The organism is Cellulosimicrobium sp. 72-3, from assembly GCF_013127315.1.
GTDB lineage: Bacteria > Actinomycetota > Actinomycetes > Actinomycetales > Cellulomonadaceae > Cellulosimicrobium > Cellulosimicrobium funkei.
Map to the genome: position 1 here is coordinate 4,130,597 of NZ_CP053419.1, position 20,157 is coordinate 4,150,753.

Annotated in this window: 24 protein-coding genes; 21 read left to right on the top strand and 3 right to left on the bottom strand. The window is 76.0% G+C overall.

Annotated features, from left to right (window positions below; genetic code table 11):
• Nucleotides 1-88 precede the first annotated feature (88 nt).
• The 8 genes from HKK73_RS18410 (at nucleotide 89) to HKK73_RS18445 (ending at nucleotide 7,245) form a co-directional block, all read left to right on the top strand.
• Nucleotides 89-493, top strand: a complete 405-nt coding sequence (locus HKK73_RS18410; RefSeq protein WP_171468595.1) for a metalloregulator ArsR/SmtB family transcription factor — start codon at nucleotides 89-91, stop codon at nucleotides 491-493.
• Entirely contained in the window at nucleotides 490-1,536 is a 1,047-nt protein-coding gene (locus tag HKK73_RS18415; protein WP_171468596.1) for a cation diffusion facilitator family transporter, read from the top strand. Before HKK73_RS18410 ends, HKK73_RS18415 begins: the two co-directional genes overlap by 4 nt.
• Before the next feature lie 47 nt (nucleotides 1,537-1,583).
• Nucleotides 1,584-3,233, top strand: a complete 1,650-nt coding sequence (locus HKK73_RS18420; RefSeq protein WP_171468597.1) for an ATP-dependent DNA ligase — start codon at nucleotides 1,584-1,586, stop codon at nucleotides 3,231-3,233.
• 139 nt (nucleotides 3,234-3,372) lie between these two features.
• Nucleotides 3,373-4,026, top strand: coding sequence for a fasciclin domain-containing protein (locus HKK73_RS18425; protein WP_114553975.1), 654 nt, complete (start codon nucleotides 3,373-3,375; stop codon nucleotides 4,024-4,026).
• A 146-nt stretch (nucleotides 4,027-4,172) separates the two neighbouring features.
• On the top strand, nucleotides 4,173-5,051 hold the full coding sequence (locus HKK73_RS18430; protein WP_114553976.1) for a DUF4397 domain-containing protein: 879 nt from the start codon (nucleotides 4,173-4,175) through the stop codon (nucleotides 5,049-5,051).
• Nucleotides 5,048-5,770 (top strand): class F sortase, encoded by a 723-nt coding sequence (locus HKK73_RS18435; RefSeq protein WP_216608019.1) that lies wholly within the window; start codon nucleotides 5,048-5,050, stop codon nucleotides 5,768-5,770. Before HKK73_RS18430 ends, HKK73_RS18435 begins: the two co-directional genes overlap by 4 nt.
• Before the next feature lie 88 nt (nucleotides 5,771-5,858).
• Nucleotides 5,859-6,440, top strand: coding sequence for an RNA polymerase sigma factor (locus tag HKK73_RS18440; protein WP_198947259.1), 582 nt, complete (start codon nucleotides 5,859-5,861; stop codon nucleotides 6,438-6,440).
• Nucleotides 6,424-7,245 carry an anti-sigma factor gene (locus tag HKK73_RS18445; protein ID WP_171468599.1) on the top strand — a complete coding sequence of 274 codons (822 nt, stop codon included), beginning with the start codon at nucleotides 6,424-6,426 and terminating at the stop codon, nucleotides 7,243-7,245. Before HKK73_RS18440 ends, HKK73_RS18445 begins: the two co-directional genes overlap by 17 nt.
• A gap of 29 nt (nucleotides 7,246-7,274) precedes the next feature.
• Here HKK73_RS18445 and HKK73_RS18450 read toward each other — a convergent pair whose 3' ends face one another.
• Nucleotides 7,275-7,853: a dihydrofolate reductase family protein gene (locus tag HKK73_RS18450; protein WP_171468600.1), complete on the bottom strand. Its 579-nt coding sequence runs from the start codon at nucleotides 7,851-7,853 to the stop codon at nucleotides 7,275-7,277.
• Between the two features lie 78 nt (nucleotides 7,854-7,931).
• Between HKK73_RS18450 and HKK73_RS18455 the strand changes: the two genes are divergently transcribed.
• Nucleotides 7,932-8,504, top strand: coding sequence for a TetR/AcrR family transcriptional regulator (locus tag HKK73_RS18455; RefSeq protein WP_171468601.1), 573 nt, complete (start codon nucleotides 7,932-7,934; stop codon nucleotides 8,502-8,504).
• 31 nt (nucleotides 8,505-8,535) lie between these two features.
• On the opposite strand, the gene HKK73_RS18460 is transcribed toward HKK73_RS18455, so the two are convergent.
• On the bottom strand, nucleotides 8,536-10,488 hold the full coding sequence (locus HKK73_RS18460; protein ID WP_216608020.1) for a BTAD domain-containing putative transcriptional regulator: 1,953 nt from the start codon (nucleotides 10,486-10,488) through the stop codon (nucleotides 8,536-8,538).
• Between the two features lie 134 nt (nucleotides 10,489-10,622).
• Between HKK73_RS18460 and HKK73_RS18465 the strand changes: the two genes are divergently transcribed.
• Entirely contained in the window at nucleotides 10,623-11,495 is an 873-nt protein-coding gene (locus HKK73_RS18465) for an alpha/beta fold hydrolase (protein ID WP_171468602.1), read from the top strand.
• A 16-nt stretch (nucleotides 11,496-11,511) separates the two neighbouring features.
• On the opposite strand, the gene HKK73_RS18470 is transcribed toward HKK73_RS18465, so the two are convergent.
• Nucleotides 11,512-12,141, bottom strand: a complete 630-nt coding sequence (locus HKK73_RS18470) for a PAS and ANTAR domain-containing protein (RefSeq protein ID WP_137281332.1) — start codon at nucleotides 12,139-12,141, stop codon at nucleotides 11,512-11,514.
• Between the two features lie 199 nt (nucleotides 12,142-12,340).
• On the opposite strand from HKK73_RS18470, the gene HKK73_RS18475 reads away from it, so the two are divergent.
• The 11 genes from HKK73_RS18475 to HKK73_RS18525 all read left to right on the top strand — a co-directional run bounded on the left by HKK73_RS18475 (nucleotide 12,341) and on the right by HKK73_RS18525 (nucleotide 20,147).
• Nucleotides 12,341-13,051: a GAF and ANTAR domain-containing protein gene (locus HKK73_RS18475; protein WP_171468603.1), complete on the top strand. Its 711-nt coding sequence runs from the start codon at nucleotides 12,341-12,343 to the stop codon at nucleotides 13,049-13,051.
• A 91-nt stretch (nucleotides 13,052-13,142) separates the two neighbouring features.
• A complete protein-coding gene (locus tag HKK73_RS18480) occupies nucleotides 13,143-14,159 on the top strand; it encodes a zinc-binding dehydrogenase (protein WP_171468604.1) in 1,017 nt (338 codons plus the stop codon).
• An 87-nt stretch (nucleotides 14,160-14,246) separates the two neighbouring features.
• Nucleotides 14,247-15,191, top strand: a complete 945-nt coding sequence (locus HKK73_RS18485; RefSeq protein WP_085386992.1) for a hypothetical protein — start codon at nucleotides 14,247-14,249, stop codon at nucleotides 15,189-15,191.
• Nucleotides 15,192-15,273: 82 nt separating this feature from the next.
• Nucleotides 15,274-15,588: a multidrug efflux SMR transporter gene (locus HKK73_RS18490; RefSeq protein WP_034652619.1), complete on the top strand. Its 315-nt coding sequence runs from the start codon at nucleotides 15,274-15,276 to the stop codon at nucleotides 15,586-15,588.
• A gap of 2 nt (nucleotides 15,589-15,590) precedes the next feature.
• A complete protein-coding gene (locus tag HKK73_RS18495) occupies nucleotides 15,591-16,004 on the top strand; it encodes a multidrug efflux SMR transporter (RefSeq protein WP_171468605.1) in 414 nt (137 codons plus the stop codon).
• 134 nt (nucleotides 16,005-16,138) lie between these two features.
• Nucleotides 16,139-16,795 (top strand): ANTAR domain-containing protein, encoded by a 657-nt coding sequence (locus HKK73_RS18500; RefSeq protein WP_171468606.1) that lies wholly within the window; start codon nucleotides 16,139-16,141, stop codon nucleotides 16,793-16,795.
• A gap of 52 nt (nucleotides 16,796-16,847) precedes the next feature.
• A complete protein-coding gene (locus HKK73_RS18505) occupies nucleotides 16,848-17,354 on the top strand; it encodes a hypothetical protein (protein WP_034652614.1) in 507 nt (168 codons plus the stop codon).
• Complete coding sequence (locus HKK73_RS18510; RefSeq protein WP_171468607.1) at nucleotides 17,351-18,580, top strand: NRAMP family divalent metal transporter; 1,230 nt, start codon at nucleotides 17,351-17,353, stop codon at nucleotides 18,578-18,580. The genes HKK73_RS18505 and HKK73_RS18510 overlap by 4 nt, the downstream gene beginning before the upstream one ends.
• On the top strand, nucleotides 18,577-19,017 hold the full coding sequence (locus HKK73_RS18515) for a hypothetical protein (protein ID WP_171468608.1): 441 nt from the start codon (nucleotides 18,577-18,579) through the stop codon (nucleotides 19,015-19,017). The genes HKK73_RS18510 and HKK73_RS18515 overlap by 4 nt, the downstream gene beginning before the upstream one ends.
• Complete coding sequence (locus HKK73_RS18520; protein WP_085386989.1) at nucleotides 19,014-19,427, top strand: hypothetical protein; 414 nt, start codon at nucleotides 19,014-19,016, stop codon at nucleotides 19,425-19,427. The genes HKK73_RS18515 and HKK73_RS18520 overlap by 4 nt, the downstream gene beginning before the upstream one ends.
• A gap of 114 nt (nucleotides 19,428-19,541) precedes the next feature.
• Nucleotides 19,542-20,147 (top strand): flavodoxin family protein, encoded by a 606-nt coding sequence (locus tag HKK73_RS18525; protein WP_034652636.1) that lies wholly within the window; start codon nucleotides 19,542-19,544, stop codon nucleotides 20,145-20,147.
• Nucleotides 20,148-20,157 lie beyond the last annotated feature (10 nt).

Below are 20,157 nucleotides of genomic sequence, written 5' to 3' on the forward strand. Positions count from 1 at the left end.
TGCTCCGCCCGTGAGGCGTCGAGGACGGCGAGACCGACGGGGTCGTCCGAGCAAGGACGGGGGTCAGCCGGACCGCTACTATCTGCGTATGCGTGAAGATACGAAGGCTTGCACCTTCGGTACCGAGAGCCCCTACGTCGAGCTCGCGGCCGAGGTGTTCTCGCTGCTCGCCGACGCGACGCGGGTCCGGATCGTCCTCGCCCTGCGAGACGCCGAGCTCCCGGTCAACGCCCTCGCCGAGGTGGTGGGCAAGTCACCGACCGCGGTCTCCCAGCACCTCGCGAAGCTCCGGTGGGGCCGGATCGTCCGTGCGCGCCAGGAGGGCAACCGCGTCTTCTACTCGCTGATCGACGAGCACGCGCGCACGCTCGTGACACAGGCCGTCTTCCAGGCGCAGCACGCGGTGGACGACCACCCGCAGCATCACGCCGACGGCGCGCACCAGGCGGCGGAGAAGCCGGCCGCGGGCAGTGCGGACGAGGCCGCGCGATGACCGCGCCGCGGCCGGCCGTCCTCGGCCACGACCACCCGCACGACCACGACCACGACCACGACCACGACCACGACCACGACCACGACCATCATCACGACGCGCACCCGACGGGCCTGCGCGGCTGGCTGCACGAGGTGTTCGTGCCGCACTCCCACGACGCGGCCGACTCGATCGACGACGAGCTCGTCGCCAGCGGCCAGGGCATCCGCGCGGTGAAGGTCTCGCTCGTGGTCCTCGGGCTCACTGCGCTCGCGCAGCTCGCCATCGTGGCGGTGAGCGGCTCGGTCGCCCTCCTCGCCGACACGGTGCACAACCTCTCCGACGCGCTCACGGCGGTGCCGCTGTGGATCGCGTTCGTGCTCGGTCGTCGTGCCGCGACGCGCCGGTACACCCACGGCTACGGCCGGGCCGAGGACCTCGCGGGCCTGTTCATCGTCGCGATGATCGCCCTCTCGGCCGTCGTCGCAGGCGTCGAGTCCGTGCGGCGCCTCGCCGACCCGCAGCCCGTGGAGAACCTCGGGTGGGTGGTCGCCGCGGGCGTCGTCGGGTTCGCCGGGAACGAGGCCGTCGCCGTCTACCGGATCCGCGTCGGGCGCCGCATCGGCTCCGCCGCGCTCGTCGCCGACGGCGTGCACGCGCGCACGGACGGGTTCACCTCGCTCGCGGTCGTGCTCGGCGCGCTCGGTGTCCTCGTCGGCGTCCCCCTCGCCGACCCCGCCGTCGGCCTGCTCATCACCGTCGCGATCCTCGTCCTCCTGTGGGGCACCGCGCGCGACGTCGGCCGTCGGCTGCTGGACGGCGTCGACCCCGCGCTCACGGACCGCGCCCGCCGCGCGCTCGACGCGGTGGACGGGCTGGACGGCGTGGACGACGTCCGTCTGCGCTGGGCAGGGCACCGGCTCACCGTGCAGGCGCGCGTCCTCGTCCCGCCCGAGACCTCGGTCGCCGTCGCCGACGGGACGTCGGCCCGCGCCGACGACGCGCTGCGGCACGTCCTGCCGTCGGTCGGGCGGGTCGACGTCGTGGTGGCCCCCTCCCCCTGAGCGCGCCCCGGCGGGCGAGGCGTGGGTGGTCGGCGTGAGGATGGGGCATGCTGCTCGCCGAGGTCGCCGCCACGTCCGACGCCGTCGCCGCCACGCGCTCGCGCCTCGCCAAGCGCGCGGCCATCGCCGACCTGCTGCGGCGCGTCGCGGACGACGCCGAGGCCGGGAGCGCGGAGGTGGAGATCGCCGTCGCGTACCTCGCGGGCGAGCTGCGCCAGCGCCGCACCGGGCTCGGGTGGCGGTCGCTGCGCGACCTCCCCGCCCCTGCCGAGGAGCCCGGCCTCACGCTGACCGACGTCGACGCCGCCTTCGCCCGCATGGCAGAGCTCTCCGGCCCCGGGTCGTCGACCGCGCGCCAGGCCGAGGCGGCCGCCCTGTTCGGCGCCGCGACGGCGCGCGAGCAATCGCTCCTCGCCGGACTGGTCTCGGGCGAGCTGCGCCAGGGCGCGCTCGACTCCGTGGTGGTCGACGCCGTCGCCGAGGCGGCGGGCGTCCCCGCCGACACGGTGCGGCGCGCGGTCATGCTCGCGGGCGCGACCGGGCCGGTCGCCCGCGCGGCGCTCACCGCGGGCGGTCCGGAGGCCGCGGCGGAGGCGCTCGCGACGTTCCGGCTCACCGTCGGCCGGCCCGTGCGGCCGATGCTCGCGCAGTCCGCACCCGACGTCGGCGCCGCGCTCGACAAGCTCGGCGCCGCGCCGGGCGGCGAGGACGCGTCGGGCACCGCCGTCGCCGTGGACGTGAAGCTCGACGGCATCCGCATCCAGGTGCACCGCGACGGCGACGACGTCCGCGTCTTCACGCGCTCGCTCGACGACATCACCGAGCGCGTCCCCGAGATCGTCGCGGCCGTGCGGGCGCTCCCCGGCCGGGCGCTCGTCCTCGACGGGGAGGCGCTCGTCGTCGGGCCCGACGGCGTCCCCCGCCCGTTCCAGGAGACCGCCGCCCGCTCCGCGACCCAGGGCGAGCGCAGCGCCGCCGAGGAGGCCGAGCTCGCGGCCTCGCTCGAGCTCTCCCCGTTCTTCTTCGACGTGCTCCACGCCGACGGCCGCGACCTGCTGGACGAGCCGCTGCGCGACCGGCTCGCCGTGCTCGACGACCTGCTCGCCGACGCCGCCGGGCAGCTCGCCGTGCGGCGCCTCGTGACCGACGACGCCGCGGCCGCGACCGCGTTCTTCGACGCCGCCGTCGCGGAGGGCCAGGAGGGCGTCGTCGTGAAGTCGCTCGACGCGCCCTACGCGGCCGGGCGGCGTGGTGCGGGCTGGGTGAAGGTCAAGCCGCGGCACACGCTCGACCTCGTCGTGCTCGCCGTCGAGCGGGGCTCCGGCCGGCGCAGCGGGTGGTTGTCGAACATCTGGCTCGGCGCGCGCGACCCCGAGGGCGGGTTCGTCATGCTCGGCAAGACGTTCAAGGGCATGACCGACGAGATGCTCGCGTGGCAGACGCAGCGTTTCCGCGAGCTCCAGACCTCCGACGAGGGGTATGTCGTGCACGTGCGCCCCGAGCAGGTCGTCGAGATCGCGTTCGACGGCCTCCAGCGCTCGACCCGCTACCCCGGTGGGCTCGCGCTGCGCTTCGCGCGCGTCGTCCGGTACCGCGACGACAAGACGGCGGCCGAGGCCGACACGATCGACACGGTCCGCGCGCTCGCGCGCCCCCTCGGGGGCGGCGCGACGGACGGGCCTGACGCGGAGGGCTGAGCGGGCGGCGCGTCGAGCGCGTCAGGAAGTCGTCGGCGGTGGGTGCATCCGCGGGCGGCGGTCCGGGTGAAGGAGAGGTGGACGCCGTCCGGCGTCCGACGGCGCACCGCCGTCCCGTGCACGACGAAGGGACTCGACGATGAACCTCCGACGCACGCTCACCGCGGCGGGAGCCGCGCTCCTCGCCCTGACCGCCGCGGCCGCACCGGCCGTCGCGGCACCGGCCCCCACGACGGCGCCGCCGTCGGGCACCGCGAGCCTCGCCTCCGTGCTCGCGGCCGACGGCGACACGTTCGACCGCAACTGGTACGACTTCGACATCGTCGACCAGGCCGTGGCCGCGGTCCTCGCCGCCAAGCCGGACAGCCCCGTGGCGGTCCTGGCCGACGGCACGGTGCCGCTCACCGCGTTCCTGCCGAACGACCGGGCGTTCCAGCTCCTCGCGTTCGACCTCACGCACCGCTGGCAGCCCACGGAGGAGCGCGTGCTCACGTCGCTCGCCGGGGCGGTGGGCATCGACGCGATCGAGCAGGTGCTGCTCTACCACGTCGTCCCCGGCGCGACGATCGACTCCGGCACCGCGCTGCGGTCCGACGACGCCGTCCTCACCACGGCGCAGGGCGCGACGTTCCGGGTCGACGTGCTGAGCAAGCGCCTCGCCCTGGTCCGCCTCGTCGACCAGGACCGCAACGACGTCGACCCGTTCCTCGTGAAGAGCAAGCTCGACCTCAACAAGGGCAACGTCCAGATCGCGCACGGCATCAGCGCGGTGCTGCGGCCCCAGAACCTCTGACCGGTCCCCCGTGCCCGGCCCCGCACCTGCGGGGCCGGGCACATTTTTTTGATGCGTGTGCATCCAGATCCGCACCTGCGGGGGAAGAGGGGGTGTCAGCAGATCGAGCGCCCGGGACGGACCGGGCTCGACCACCGGAGGACACCATGCACCGCACCGCACGACGCACCGCCGCGCTCGCGGGCGCAGCGACCCTCGTCGCGCTGGGGGCCGTCGCGCTCCCCGCCCAGGCCGCCACCGACGACGGCGCCTCGCTCTCCGTCCTGCACGGCGTGCCGGACACGCCCGTGGACGTCTGGGTGAACGACGAGCTCACCCTCGACGACTTCCAGCCCGGCGACCTCGCGGGTCCGCTCGACCTCCCCGCCGGGACGTACAGCGTCGCGATCACGGCGCCCGACGCGACCGACACGAGCTCCCCGGTCATCGGCCCGGTCGACCTCCAGCTCGCGGGCGGCACGAGCTACACCGCCGTCGCGCACCTCGACGCGGGCGGCCAGCCGACCGCGACGCTCTTCACGAACGACACGAAGCCCACGGCCGCGGGCCAGGGCCGGCTCACCGTGCGGCACGTCGCCGCGGCGCCGGCGGTCGACGTCCTCGCCGGTGGGGAGGCGGTCGTGACCGGCCTGGAGAACCCGAAGGAGGCCGTGCTCGACCTGCCGGCCGGCACGATCTCGGCGACCGTCGCCGCCGCGGGCACCACGGAGCCCGTGCTCGGCCCGGCCGACCTCACGGTCGCCGAGGGCGTCAACACCATCGCCTACGCGTGGGGCAGCCTCGAGGACGGCAACCTCGCCCTCGCGACGCAGACGGTCGAAGGCCTGCACTCGTCGCCGTCGGGCGTCCCGGCCGGGCTCTCGGGCCTCGCGGCCGACGCGCCGAGCAGCACCGCGACGGGCGTCGCCATCGCGTTCGGTGCGTCGCTGTTCGGCCTGCTGCTCGTCGCGGCCACCTTCATGCTGGCGCGCGCGTGGCGCCAGCAGCACGCGGCCCACGCCGTCCGGAGCGACCGGACGGCATGACGCAGCGCACCATCGCCGGTCCCGCGCGCCCCGCCCGGGGCGCGCGGGCCGGCCTCCGGACCCTCCTGGGGGCGGTGCTCGTCACCGCAGCGGTCGTCGGCGGATGCTCCCTGCCGTCCGCCGACGGGTCTGCCGACGGACTCGGACCGTCGGCCGACCCCCTCCCCACCCCGGCCCCCCACCAGGGCGGGGAGGCGACCGCGGGGACGCCCGGGCCGGCCCGGGACGCACCGGTGCCGGTGCGCCCGGCCCGGGACGTCCCGGCTCCCCCGCCGCCGGCACCCGCACGGGTCGTCGTCGGTGACCTCGGGATCGACCTGCCCGTCGAGGCGGCGGGCGTCGACCCCGAGGGGCGCATGGCGCTGCCGGGCTCCGGCGACGTCGCCGCGTGGTACCGGTTCGGACCGGCCCCGGCGAGCCCCACCGGGACGACCCTGGTCGCGGCCCACGTGGACGACCCGGACGGCATCGGGCCGTTCGCGCGGCTCCGCGAGATCACGACGGGCGCGAGCGTCGACGTCGTCGACGCGACGGGCACCTCGTACACCTACACAGTGACCGACATCAGGAGCATCGCGAAGCCCGACGTGCCGCTCGACGCGCTGTTCGACCGCGACGGCGAGCGCCGCCTCGTCCTCGTGACGTGCGGCGGCCGCTGGGACGCCGAACGACGCTCGTACTCGGACAACGTCGTCGTGACCGCGGTCCCGTCGCGGTGACGGCCCGCACGGGCGCTACGATCGCTGCTACCCGCTCGCCGCTGCCGCCCGGGTGGTCGGCGCCGACCCTCGAGGACCCGCCCTGAACGTGACCGAGACCGGGACCACCGACCCGGACCTGTGGCGCCTCGGCCGCGACTTCGCCGACGGCGACGAGCAGGCGCTCGCCGAGGCCTACCGGCGCTGGTCAGCGCTCGTGCACACGATCGCGCTGCGCTCGCTCGGCACGCGCGCCGACGCCGAGGACGTCACCCAGCAGGTGTTCGTCGCAGCCTGGCGCGGGCGGTCCCGGTTCGACCCCGACCGGGCCCGGCTCCCGGCCTGGCTCGTCGGGATCACGCGGCACACGGTCGCCGACGCGCACGAGGCCCGGTCCCGGGTCCGCCGGTCGGAGGAGGCCGCGGCCACGACCGCCCCGGACGCGGGCCGCGCGGCGAGCGAGGACACCGACGTCGGACGCGTCGCCGACCGCGTGCTCCTCACCGAGGAGCTGCGACGGCTCGGCGACCCGGGGCGGACGATCCTGGAGCTCGCGTTCTTCCGCGACCTGACGCACGTGCAGATCGCCGAGGAGCTCGGCCTGCCGCTGGGTACGGTCAAGAGCCACGTACGACGAAGCCTGATCCGGCTGCGCGACCGATTGGAGGTGGACGGTGCAGCACATCGATGACCAGACCCTCGCGCTCCTCGCGCTCGGCGAGGACGTGCTCGACGACGACGCGCGCGCGCACCTCTCCTCCTGCCCGGAGTGCGCCGACGCCGTCGCCCGGCTCGCGCGCGTCGTCGACGCGTTCGACGGCGCGGACGCGGCGGACGAGCTCGTCGCCCCCGACGCCGCGGTGTGGTCGCGAATCCAGGCCGAGCTCGGCCTGACGAGCGCCGCCGCCGCTCCGCCCGTCGTCGCCCCCGCGGCGGTCACCGACGCTCCGGCCGCGCCGACGCTTCCGCGGGACGCGGCCGGGACGGGCGCGGAGGCACCGGACAGCACGACCGGCGCGACCGGCACGGCCGTCGTCGTGCCGCTCGCGTCGCGGCGCCGGCGGGTCTGGGTCCCGGTCGCGGCGGCGGCCGCCGCCGCGCTCGTCGTCGGCGGCGTCGGCGGCATCCTCTGGGAGCGCCGCGGGGTCGAGCCGCCCGAGACGACGGTCGCCAGCGCGACGCTCGACCCGCTGCCCGACTGGCAGGGCGCGAGCGGCGACGCGCGCGTCGAGGAGCGGCCCGACGGGCGGCGCCAGGTCGTCGTGACGGTCGACGCGCCGGTGCCCGAGGGCACGTACCGCGAGGTGTGGCTCCTCGCGGAGGACCTGAGCGGCCTCGTGAGCCTCGGCGTGCTCGACGGCACGGAGGGCCGTTTCGACGTGCCCGACGGCCTGGACCTCGCCGAGTTCCCGGTGGTCGACGTCTCCGAGGAGCACTTCGACGGCGACCCGTCCCACTCGGGCGACTCCGTCGTGCGGGGACCGCTCGACGTCTAGGCGCACGGTCGTCACGCCGGGACCGGCGCTCACGCCCGCGCGTACTCCGCGAGCGTGACGCCGGAGCGGAACGTCTGCGTGCCCGTCGATCGCCAGGAGAGGGGCCCGTAGTCCCGCTCGCCGAACAGCGGGACCCCGGCGCCGAGCATCACCGGGTTGACCTTGAGCGCGAGCCGGTCGATCTCGTCGACGAGCACGGCGGCGAGCGCTCCCCCGCCGCACAGCCAGATCCCCCGGCCGTCCTCCCGCTTGAGCGCGCGGACCGTCTCGACCGGGTCGGCGCCGGTGAACAGCACCCCCTCGCTCCCCTCGGGCGCCTCGCGCGTGCGGGTGAAGACGACCTGTCGCAGGTGCCGGTAGGGGTTCGGCAGGTGGTGGTCGGGAAGGCCGACGGCGTAGGTGTTCCAGCCCATGAGGACGGTGTCGAAGGGGCCGTCGGCGACCGGCAGCCCGGCGGCCCCGGCCAGGTCCGTCGGCGCCGTGCCGCGGTACCGGGACCAGATGGGCGCCATGTGGTCGCCCTCGGCGAGGAAGGCGTCGAACTCGCCCCCCGGCCCGGCGATGTACCCGTCGAGGCTCACGGCGACGTAGTAGGTCAGCTCACGCATCATGTCTCCTGACAACTACAGATGAAGTGGTTATCGGTGAGACTACAACAGGTGCAGTGGTTGCGATAGCCTCGGCGCATGGCGAAGAACACCGCACGGCGCAGCGCCCTGACGGACGCCGGGATCGCCGTGCTCGCCCGGGAGGGGTCGCGCGGCCTGACGCACCGCGCGATCGACGACGAGGCCGGGGTCCCGACGGGCACGACGTCGAACTACTTCCGGAGCCGAGACGCTCTCGTCGCGGGGCTCTTCGAGCGCATCGGGGAGCGGCTCGCACCGGCACCCGAGGACCTCGCCCGACGCGCGGCCCAGACGCCCGACCGCGCGCTGTTCGCGGACTACCTCCGCGACATCGTGCGCCGGTTGTCGACCGACGCCGACGTCACCCGAGCCCTGTTCGAGCTGCGGCTCGAGTCCGGCCGCCGGGGCGAGCTCGCGGCCGTGCTCGGCCCGTGGCTGCGCGCGGGATTCGAGGCCGACGTCGCGTTCAACCGGTCGGCCGGGCTGCCCGGCGGACGCCGGGAGATCGCCCTGTTCCACTACGCGATCGACGGGCTGCTCCTCGACCGTCTCACCACGCCGATCGACCCCGACATCCCGACCGACGACGTCGTCGACGCGCTCGTGGCGGGGTTGCTCCCGGAGCGCTGAGCGGCCTCACGCCCACCCCGGACGGCCGCTCCTACGACGCGCGCCGCCCGTCGAGCCGGTCGAGCCAGCCGCGGACGGGCCCGAGCGAGACCAGGCCCGACCCGGCCCCGGCAAGCTCGTCGGGGGTGCGGGCGAGCGCGCGTCGGGCCTGCCCGGCGAGGGCGCGGTCCCCGAGCCGCAGGGCGGTCTCCGCGCGCAGCGCCCACAGCAGCTCGCGCAGGTGGTCGGCGGGCGGCTCGGGCGCCGCGCGCGCGAGCCGCGCGCCCGTGTCGGGGTCGCCCGCGTCGAGCACGAGCAGCGGCTCCGCCCACGGGGCGTACGGGCCGAGGTCGGCGGCCTCGATCCCGGCGAGGGGTCGCCCGTGCCGCACTCGGACGGTGAGGAGCGCGAGCGGGAGCAGCCCGTCGCGCACGCCGGGCATGCGCACCCCGGCGAGCCGGTCGTCGGCGGCGCGGTACGCGCGCGCCGCGGCGTCGGGCGGGGCGGTCTCGGCGTCGCGCATCGCCCGGTACCAGGCGGTGAGCATCGGGACCACGGGTGACTCGTAGCCCGCCGCGACGTCGTCGGCCGCGGCGGCGTGGGCGTCGGCGTCGGCGAACCGGCCCGCGCCCGCCGCCGCCTGCATCCGGACGAGGTGGCCGAGGATCGCGAAGGTCGGGAGGTCGTGGTCCTCCGCCAGGGCGACGAGCTCGGCGCCGGTCCGGTCCCGCTCGGGACCGGCGCCCGGCCGCTGGAAGGACTGGAGGAACCGCGCGTTGAGCGCGAGCGCGAGCGTCGCCGGGTCGCCGAGGTCGCGCGCGATCCCGACGGCGTCCTCCGCCGCGGCCCACGCCCACGCGTCGCGCGTCCCGCGGTGCTCGATGCCGACCACCGCGAGCAGACGCGCGCGCAGCACCGGCGCCGCGTCCGGACCGAGCCGCCCCAGGGTCCGCCGCGCGACGCCGACGAGCGCGTCGGCGGCCGCCGGGTCGTCGCTCCGGGTCCAGACGGCCGGGACGTCGTACGCGGTGACGGTCCGGGCGGCGAGCACCGGGTCGCCGGTCGCCTCGGCCGCGAGCGCCGCGGCGACGCGCTGCTCCTGCGCGGTCGCGAGGTGGTCGCCACCGGCGACGGCGAGCGTGCGCGCGACGTCGACCGTGGACCGCAGGTGCGTGCGCGAGCCGGTGGGGGCCGTGACGGCGAGGCGCGGCCCCGGCGTCGGGCCGTCGAGCGACGCCGCGTGGCCGAGCACGTCGCGCTCGAGCCGGACGAGCTCGGGGCCCGGGTCGAGGCCGAGCTCGTCGGCGAGCCGGCGGCGCGCGCGCCGCAGGACGTCGAGCGCGTCCGCCTGCCGCCCGTCGCGGTACAGCGCGAGCGCGAGCAGCGCCCACGCGTGCTCGCGCCACGGGTGCGCGGCGGCGTGCGCGTCGAGCACGACGACCGCCTCCGCGGCCCGGCCCTCGCCGAGCAGCGCGTCCGCGAGCAGCTCGACGGCGCGCGCGTGCATCTCGACGAGGTGCCGACGCTCGGCCCGCACCCACTCCCGGTCCGGCAGGTCGGCGTACGGCTCGCCGCGCCAGGCGGCGGCGGCGTCCGCCAGCGCGCGCGTCGCGCCCGACGCCGCGTCCCCGGCCCCGGGAGACGCGCTCGCGCGGGCGACGGCCGCCTCCAGGCGCGCCGCGTCGAGCGCGTCGTCCGGGAGCCGCAGCGCGTAGCCGCCGTGCGCGGTGACGAGGACGCGCGGGGGCGTGCGCGGCGCGCGCCCGGGCTCCAGGCGCCGCCGCAGGTCGCCGACGAACGTCGCGAGCGCGCCGCGCCGGTCGCCCGTCCCCGCGCCGGGCTCGTCCCAGAGGTCGTCGGCGAGGCGGTCGAACGGCACCGGGCGCCCGCGCGCGGCGGCGAGGCGCGCGAGGAGCTCGCGCTGGCGCGGTCCGCCGGGGTCGACGTCCGCGCCGTCGCGCAGCACGCGGACCGGCCCGAGCACCTCGACGCGCAGCTCCACCACCCCGCCATTCTCGCCGCACCGGGGCACGGATCGGGCGGCACTGATCGGACGCTGATCCGCCGCCCGGAGGATGGCGACGAACCGGCGGGGCACAGCCCGGCACGGCCGAGAACCGCCCCGAGAGAGGACACCCCATGCACATCCCCGGCTTCGAGACCCGCACCGTCGAGGTCGCGCCCGGCGTCGCGCTGCGCGCCGAGACCGCGGGCGAGGGCACGCCCGTCGTGCTCCTGCACGGCTTCCCGCAGACGCGCCACATGTGGCGGCACGTCGCGACCGACCTCGCGCGCGACCACCGTGTCGTCGTGCCCGACCTGCGCGGCTACGGCGAGAGCGCGAAGCCCGCCGCCACGACGCCTGACGTCTACGCCAAGCGCACCATGGCCGCCGACGTCGTCGCGCTCGCCGACGCGCTCGACGTCGACCGGTTCGTCCTCGTGGGCCACGACCGCGGCGCGCTCGTCGCGTTCCGCGCGGCGCTCGACCACCCCGACCGCGTGAGCCACCTCGGCATCCTCGACGTGGTGCCCACGCTCGACACGTGGGGAGTGCTGCACGGCGTGGACGCCGCCGTCGCGTTCCACCTGTACCTCATGGCGCAGCCCCCGGGCCTGCCGGAGACGATGATCCGCAACAGCGCCGACGCGTTCTTCGGGTCCTTCCTCGACGCGTGGACGCAGGACCCGGCCGCGATCCCCGCCGACGTGCGCGCGCACTACCTCGCGTCGAGCCGCGAGGCGGTCGACTCGATCGTGGCCGACTACCGCGCGACGGCGACGATCGACGTCGAGCACGACCAGGCGTCGCTCGACGCGGGCGACCGGCTCGCGATGCCCGTCGCCGTGGTGCAGCAGGACTGGGGCGCGCAGCTCGGGTACGACGCCGCGGGCGTCTGGCGGCGCTGGGCGCCCGACCTCGAGCACCTCACGACGACGGCGGGCCACTTCATGGCCGAGGAGGCGCCGGGCGACGTCGCCGCGGTCGTCCGGTCGCTCGCACGGCGCTGACCGCCCGGCCCGGCGCCTACCGCAGGAGGGACACGACGCGCCGGGCCCGGTCCGGGCTCGGCGTGGTGCCCTCCTCGACGACCCGCCGGGCGAGCTCCCGCAGACGCACGTTGCGGTCGTTCGAGACGCGCTTGAGGAGCCCGAACGCCTGCTCCGTCCCCACCCCGAGCGCGGCGGCGACGACGCCCTTGGCCTGCTCGATCGGTCCGCGGCTGCGGGCCGCGGCCGCGATGTCGCGCTCGGCCTGCTGCTCCGCCCGGTCCCGGACGGCGACCGTCACGTCGACGAAGCTGCCCATCAGCTCGACGACCCGGCCGGTGTCCCGGTCGCGACGGCCGTGCCCGACGAGCACGAGGACCCGCTCCGCGCCGCGCGCGTCCATGATGCGGTGCATGCTCGAGAACGGCTCCCCGTCGACGCGGGCCCGCTCCAGCAGGTCGCGGACGCGGTCGCGGTCGTCGGGGTGCTTGTGGGCGAGCACGAGCGACGTCGTGGGCACGACCTCCCCGGGCTCGAAGCCGTGGAGGCGGTACGTCTCCGGCGACCACCACCAGACGTCGGTAGCGAGGTCGACCCGGAACTGCCCGGGCGTCGTGCCGTCGCCGAGCGAGACAGGGTGCAGCGCTGCGGGGTTCTCCACGGACATGGGTCGTCTCCGTCGTCGTTCAGCGGGGTGGTGAGCCAGGTCCAGACTCGACTCCGGGACTCTAGCCCGGTGGCGGTTTCCTGCAACCGGTCCGGGAGCTGCCCGGACCGGGAGCGCCGCGGGGCCGTCCGCGCACCGCCGACGAGCGAGCGCGGGGAGCGCTGTCAGACTGACCGTGCACGAGGTAGGGAGGCACACCGTGGGCGCCGCGCCGGATCTGCTGGAGCTGCTCTCGCGCGCCCTCTCCCGGGCCGACCGCAGCCTGCCCCTCGCCACGCGGCTGTGCCAGGCGTCCGCGACCGTCCTCGGAGCCCGGAGCGCGGCGCTGACGGTCGCGCCGACGGCGGACGACCGGCTCACCGTGTCCACGGCGGACGGCCTCGCGGCCCGGATCGAGGGGCTGGGCGAGGTGATCGGGGAGGGCCCGGTCCAGCGCGCCCTCTCGGAGGACCACATCGTCGTCAGCGGGGCCGACGAGGGCCGCGACGAGCACGACTTCCCCGTCTTCTCCCACGCGGTCGAGGCGATCACGGGCCCGGGCGCGTACCACGCCGTGCCGATGCACGCGGGAGGGCGGGTCGTCGGCGTGCTGAGCCTCGTCACCTCCTCCCGGACGCTGGCGCGGGGACCGGAGGACGTGCAGCTCCTCGCCGACACCGTCGGGCTCTCCCTGCTGGGCGACCTGGACTCGTTGGACTGGGCGCCCCGCGCGGAGGTCCACCAGGCGACCGGCATGGTCACCGCCCAGCTCCGCATCCCGCCCGGCGACGCGCTCGCGGTGCTCCGGGCGCACGCCTACGCCCGGTCCACGACGCTCGACGACGTCGCCGAGGAGGTCGTCACGAGGCGGCTCAGCTTCGCCTACGACGAGGAGCACGCCGTCCAGACGCTCCGGACCGACGACGGCTGACCTCAGGCTCTCGACAGCCGCACAGGCCCCGCGCCACCGGTCGCCGTAGGCTCGACGACGACCGCCCACCCGCCCGCCCCGAGGAGCCCCCGTGCGCGCGACCGTCATCCACGCCCCCTACGACGTCCGCGTCGAGCAGCGCGACGACCCGCGCCTGCTCGCGCCCACCGACGCGATCGTGCGCGTCGAGGCCGCGTGCGTGTGCGGGTCGGACCTGTGGACGTACCGCGGCGTCAACCGGGTCGAGCACCCCGTCGCGATGGGCCACGAGTACGTGGGCACCGTTGAGGAGGTCGGCGCGGACGTCCGGACCGTGCGCCCGGGACAGCTCGTCGTCGGGTCGTTCTTCGCGTCCGACAACACGTGCCCGATCTGCCGGGCCGGGTACCAGACGTCGTGCGTCCACCGGGAGCCCGTGCGCGGCGCGCAGGCCGAGCTGCTGCGCGTCCCGCTCGCGGACGGGACGCTCGTCGCGACGCCCGAGCGCCCCGACGACGACCTCCTGCCCGGACTGCTCACGGCGTCGGACGTGCTGGGGACCGGGTGGTTCGGCGCCCGGGTCGCCGAGGCGGGCCCGGGGAAGACGGTCGTCGTGGTGGGCGACGGCGCCGTCGGGCTGCTCGCGGTCCTCGCCGCCGCGCAGCTCGGCGCCGAGCAGGTGATTGCGATGAGCCGGCACGCGCCGCGCCAGGAGCTCGCGCGCGCGTTCGGCGCGACGGAGGTCGTCGCCGAGCGGGGCGACGAGGGCGTGGAGCGGGTCCGCGAGCTGACCGACGGGCTCGGCGCGCACAGCGTCGTCGAGGCGGTGGGCACGCAGGACTCCATGAACCAGGCGCTCGGTGCCGTCCGTGCGGGCGGGCACGTCGGGGTCGTCGGGCTGCCGCACGGCGTCGACCTCCCGGCGGTCGACATGTTCTACCGGCACGTGCACTGGTCCGGCGGGCCTGCGCCCGTGCGCCGGTACCTGCCCGAGCTGCTCGACCTCGTGCTGGAACGGCGCATCGACCCCGCGCGCGTGTTCGACCTCGAGCTCTCGCTCGACGACGCGGCCGAGGGCTACGCCGCGATGGACGAGCGGCGCGCGATCAAGGCGCTGCTGCGCCCCTGACGGTGGGCGACCGCGGCTGCTAGGGTGCCCGCGTACCGCATCGCGTGGCGGCCTTCCCAGCTCATCACTTCGCCTGGAGGCAGCCGCATGTCTGCACGTCCCCGTGTCCGGACCTTCCGTCGCGACGACCGCGACCAGCTCACGGACCTCGTCAACTCCCACCTCTCCGCCGTCGTGCCGGGCGCGCGGCTCTCGGTCAACAGCGTGCTCGGGAGCCTGGAGCGCCAGCCCGACGAGCACGTCGTCGACCCGTGGGTCGTCGAGCGCGCGACGTTCGTCGTCGAGTCCCGGCACCGGGTCGTGGGCGCCGCGCACCTGCACCGGTTCACGGCCGGGCCGGAGGCGAGCGACGACTACCGCGACGCCGGCCTCGTGCAGTGGCTCCTCCTCACGCCGCCCGACGACGAGGACCCGGAGCAGTCCGCCGAGGCCCGCGCGGCCGCGGACGCGCTGACGGCCGCGTGCCACGCACAGCTCGCGGCGTGGCAGGTGCGCGTCGCGTACGCGGACGGGCAGCTGCCGTTCGCGGGCGTCTACGGGGTGCCGGAGCAGTGGCCGCACGTCCGCGAGGCCCTGGAGCGCGCGGGCTTCCGCCCCGGAGAGCACGCCGAGACGGTGCTGCTCGCCCCGACCTCGGCGCTCCCCCGCGCCGTCCCCGTGCCGGACGACGTCGCCCTGCGGCGCACGCTCGGCCCCGGCGGGGGCGTGCGGTTCACCGCGCACCGCGGCACGGAGACGGCCGCGTACGTCGAGCTCGACACGACCCTCGGCCGCGCCGAGCGACAGGCCGCGACGGGAGGCACCGCCGAGCTGGTGGACCTCGCGCCCGGCCCGGGGGCCGACGACGCCCTGCTGGCCGGGGTGCTGGCCGAGGCCCGGGCATGGCTCGAGCTCGCCGGGGTGCACCGTGTCCTGGTCGGCACGGACGCGACGGACCACGAGGAGATCGCGCAGCTGCGCGCCTGGGGGTTCCGCGAGCTGACGACCGTGAGCCGCGGCTGGCGGCTGGAGAGGTCGAATGTGGTACGTTAGTACCAGAGTTGCGTCGAGGTAGCTCTGCGGACGAGGGAGCAGTACCCGCACGGACAAGACTGACTCAGGAGGGTTGCTTGTCATGGCTTGGCTCGTCCTGGTCCTCTCGGGCCTGCTCGAGGCGGTGTGGGCCACCGCGCTCGGAGCGTCGGAGAACTTCCGCCGGTGGCGCCCGACCGTCGTCTTCTTCGTCGCCATGTCGCTGAGCATGGTCGGTCTCGCCTGGGCGATGACCACGCTCCCCACCGGCACCGCGTACGCGGTGTGGGTCGGGATCGGCGCGACGCTGACCGTCGTCTGGGGCTTCGTCACGGGCAAGGAGCGCGCCACCATGGCGCGCGTCGGCCTGCTCGTGCTGCTCGTCGGCTCCGTCATCGGGCTCAAGGCGGTGAGCTGACCGTGCCGTGGATCATCCTGCTCGTCAGCGCCGTCTTCGAGGCCGTCTGGGCGACGGCGCTCGGCACGTCCGACGGGTTGTCCGTCCTCGGGCCGTCCGTCGTCTTCTTCGTCGCGCTCGCGCTGAGCATGCTCGGCCTCGGCTGGGCGACCAAGCACATCCCGATCGGCACCGCGTACGCGGTGTGGGTCGGGGTCGGCGCGGCGCTCACCGTCACCTACGCCATCCTCACGGGCGACGAGTCCGTGAGCGTCGGCAAGGTGGTCTTCATCGCCGGGATCATCGCGGCGGTGGTGGGCCTCAAGCTCGTTCCGTCGCGCCCGGGGCGGGCGGCCGAGAAGGCCTCCGACCCGGCGGCCGACGCGGCGGCATGCTCCGTGCAGGCGCCCGCGGGAACGGCCCCCGACCGCCCGTAGCACGGCGTCGAACCGCTCCGCCGCGCCCCTGAGCACGCGATTCGTCGCCCGGGGGCGCGGTGCGGGAGCATGTGCGCCGGGGCGACGGAGTCATGCAGCGGCTCCACGCCGCTCCCAGGCCGCAAGGAGCACACGTGAACGGTTCGGCCGACAGCACCGCCCTCTCGACGTGGGTGGCCTCTCCGGGAGCGGTCGCCGCCGGGGAGTTCCGCTACTACCCGGACGAGGACCGGTGGTGGTGGTCGGACCCGCTCGTCGAGCTGTTCGGCTACGCCCCCGGTGAGGTCGTCCCCACGACGGAGCTGCTCCTGTGGCACCACCGGGCGACGGGCAAGGACCGGGAGCAGACGCTCACCGCCATCGCGCGCGCGGTGTCCGGCGAGGCGCCCGTCCAGGTGCAGGTCATGCAGGACGCCCGCGGCCGGGAGCGCGCGGTCGTCGTGCTCGTGGACGTCGCCTGGGCCGACCCGACGGGCGTGCCCGTGGCCCGGGGCGTCGTGCTCGACGTGACGAGCGTCGTCGGCGTCGGCGCGCGGGTGCAGGCGAACGAGCAGATCGGCCTGTGGGCGCAGTCCCGTGCCGCGATCGAGCAGGCCAAGGGCATCATCGCGCTCGCCTACCGCGTCACCCCCGACGCCGCGTTCGCGTCGCTCCGCCGCTCGTCGAGCCTCGCCAACGTCAAGGTGCGCGACATCGCCGAGTCGATCGTCGCCGTCGCGCAGGACCTGCCGGCCGGGGCCGACCCGCGACCGGCGCTCGACCGCGTGCTCGCGGGCGTCCAGGCCGCCTGACCGCCGGCCCGTCCGGGTGCGGGCCTCCCGGAGCAGCGGCACCATCGCTGACGTGGGACGTCGTGCGCGCATCACCCGGTCCGGGGCCGCGCTCGGGCTGCTGCTCGGGCTCGCGCTCGGCACGACGGCGGGCTGCACGGCGAGCCGGCAGGAGCCCGGCCAGGCGACGGCCGCCGTCGCCGACGCGGTCGCCCAGGCCGGGTCGGCGGTCGAGACGACGCGGCTCACCGTGCGCCTGCTCGACGCCGACCGCGTGACGACGCCCGTCGCGGACGCCGCCGTGCTCGACCAGGTCCGGGTCCTCGAGGAGTCCACGACCGCCCTGACCACCCTCGTGCCGCCGGACGACGTCTCGTCCGCGCAGCGCGACGCAGGCCTCGCGGCCGTCGCCGACGCGACGGCCGAGGTCGTCATCGCGCGCGCCTGGGTCGCGCGCGAGGCGGGCGGCGACCTGTCGGCCGCCGGGGCGGTGCCGCTCACGGCGTCCGAGCTCGAGGCCGACCTCGCGCGCGCGGCCGACGACCTCGACACGGTGCTCGCCCTGGCGGGTGGCGCGTGAAGCAGCTGCTCGGTGTCGCGCTCGGCATCCTCACGGCGATCGGCGGGTTCGTCGACATCGGCGACCTCGTCACGAACGCCGTCGTGGGGTCGCGGTTCGGCCTGTCGCTCGTGTGGGTCGTGGTCGTGGGCGTCGTCGGGATCTGCCTGTTCGCGTCGATGTCGGGCCGTGTCGCGGCGGTGAGCGGGCGCGCGACGTTCGAGATCATCCGCGAGCGCCTGGGCCCGCGGGCGGCGGGCGCGAACCTCGCGGCGTCGTTCGCGATCAACCTGCTCACGCTCACCGCGGAGATCGGCGGCATCGCGCTCGCGCTGCACCTCGCGAGCAGCGTCGAGCCGCGCCTGTGGATGCCGGTCGCGGCGCTCGCCGTCTGGCTCGTGCTGTGGCGCGTGAAGTTCCAGGTGATCGAGAACGTCGCGGGCCTGCTCGGGCTGCTGCTCGTGGGGTTCGGGGTCGCGCTGTTCCTGCTGGGACCGGACTGGGGCGAGCTGCTGCGCCAGGCGGTGCCGCCGTCGCCCCCGGAGACGGAGCACGTCGCGACCTACTGGTACTACGCCGTCGCGCTCTTCGGCGCCGCGATGACGCCGTACGAGGTGTTCTTCTTCTCGTCCGGAGCCGTCGAGGAGGGCTGGACCGCGAAGGACCTCGCGCAGAACCGCGTCAACGTGCTCGTCGGGTTCCCGCTCGGCGGGCTCCTGTCGGTGGCGATCGCGGCGTGCGCGGCCGTCGTGCTGCTGCCCGCAGGCATCGAGGTGTCGTCGCTGTCGCAGATCGTGCTGCCCGTCGCCGAGGCCGGGGGGACGCTGCTGCTCGCCGTGGTGATCGTCGGGATCGTCGCGGCGACGTTCGGCGCCGCGCTCGAGACGGCCCTGTCGAGCGGGTACACGCTCGCGCAGTACCTCGGCTGGTCGTGGGGGAAGTTCCGCCGCCCGGCGCGCGCCGTGCGCTTCCACCTGACGATGGTCGTCGCGCTGCTGCTCGCGGTGGCGATCCTCATGACGAGCGTCGACCCGGTGGCGGTCACCGAGATGTCCGTCGTGTTCTCCGCGGTCGCGCTGCCCCTCACGTACGTGCCGATCCTCCTCGTAGCCAACGACCCGGAGTACATGGGCGAGCACGTCAACGGGCGCGTGACCAACGCCCTCGGCATGGTGTACCTGGTGATCGTCGTCGTCGCGGCGGTGGCGGCGATCCCCCTGATGATCGCGACGGGAGCAGGGTCATGAGCCGGGACACCACCGCGCCGACGGGGGTGCGCGTCGTGGACGCGCGCCTGCACCTGCTGAGCCGTCAGGTGCTCGACGTCGACGGCGAGCCGGTCACCACCGTCGACGACCTCGAGCTCGTCGCCTCCGCCGCCGCGGACGACGCCGCGCCGGACCGCTCGCCGGACGACGGCCCGCGGGACGCGGTGCCCGGCGAGCCGGCGGAGGTCGGCGCGGTCCTCACCGGGCCGGTGCTCGTGACGCGCCTCCTCGGCGGCCGCCCGCCCGCGTCGCGCTGGGAGCGCGTGCCGTGGTCCGACGTCGGGCACGTGGGCACGGCGCTCGAGCTCACCGTCCGCGCGGACTCGCTCGACCTGCACTGGACCGAGGACTGGCTGCGCGAGCACGTGGTCGGCCGCATCCCGGGCGGCCGGCACGACCCCGAGGAGGAGTCGTGATCCTCGGCGACCTGCTCGACGCGCGCGTCCTCGGGCCCGGCGGGGAGGACCTCGGGTTCCTCGTCGACGTGCGCCTCGCGCTCGACACGCTGCCCGACGACGGCCCGCCCGCGGGCGGGGCCGACCCCGACGACGCGCACCCCGAGGACCGCGCGCTGAGCGATCAGGTGCGACGGCGCAGCCGCGTCGGGCGCGCGCGGGTCGTCGGGATCCTCGTGAGCCCACGGACCGGGACGTCGTTCCTCGGGTACGAGCGCACGGGCGTCACGGCGCCGTGGCCGGTGCCGCAGCTCGTGCGGCGTCGGCACCGCGGCACGTTCCTCGTGCCGTGGGACGACGTCGCCGCCGTCGGGCAGGGCGAGGTCCGGCTCGCGCGCGGCTACCGGCGCCAGGACGCCGCCCTCCCCTGACGACGCCGCGCGTTGCGAGCGGCGCGCGGCCCCGTGACGCTGGACGGGACGGTGGAGCCAGCCGCCGCCGGCCGTCCCGGGCGGCACGACCGCCCGGCGCCACGGGAGGACCCCATGAAGGCGCTGTTCGTCAGCTGCACGCTCAAGAGCTCTCCGGAGCCGTCCAACACCGAGGCGCTCGGGCGCGTGGTCGCCGAGGCGCTCCAGGACCGCGGGGTCGAGGTCGAGCACGTCCGCCTCGTCGACCTCGCCGTGCCGCCCGGCGTCGTCACCGACGTCGGGGAGGGCGACGAGTGGCCCCGCGTGCACGAGCGGCTGGTCGCGTCGGAGATCCTCGTGGTCCTCACGCCCACGTGGCTCGGGCGCCCGTCGTCGCTCGCCCAGCGCATGCTCGAGCGCATGGACGCGATGATCTCCGAGGAGGGGCCCGACGGGATCCCGGTCGCGTACAACCGGGTCGCGGGGGTCGTGGTCACGGGCAACGAGGACGGCGCGCACCACGTCATCTCGGAGGTGAGCGGCGCCCTCGCGGACATCGGCTACACGATCCCGGGGCAGGCGTGGACCTACTGGAACCAGGGCCCGGGGCCCGGGCCGGACTACGTCCAGACCGGCCACGGCCACGAGTGGGCGCGCGAGACCGGGCGCCTCATGGCGCACAACCTGCACGCCGTCGCGTCGGCGCTCGCGGCGCACCCCGTCCCCGCTCCCGGCTCCTGACCGACGACCG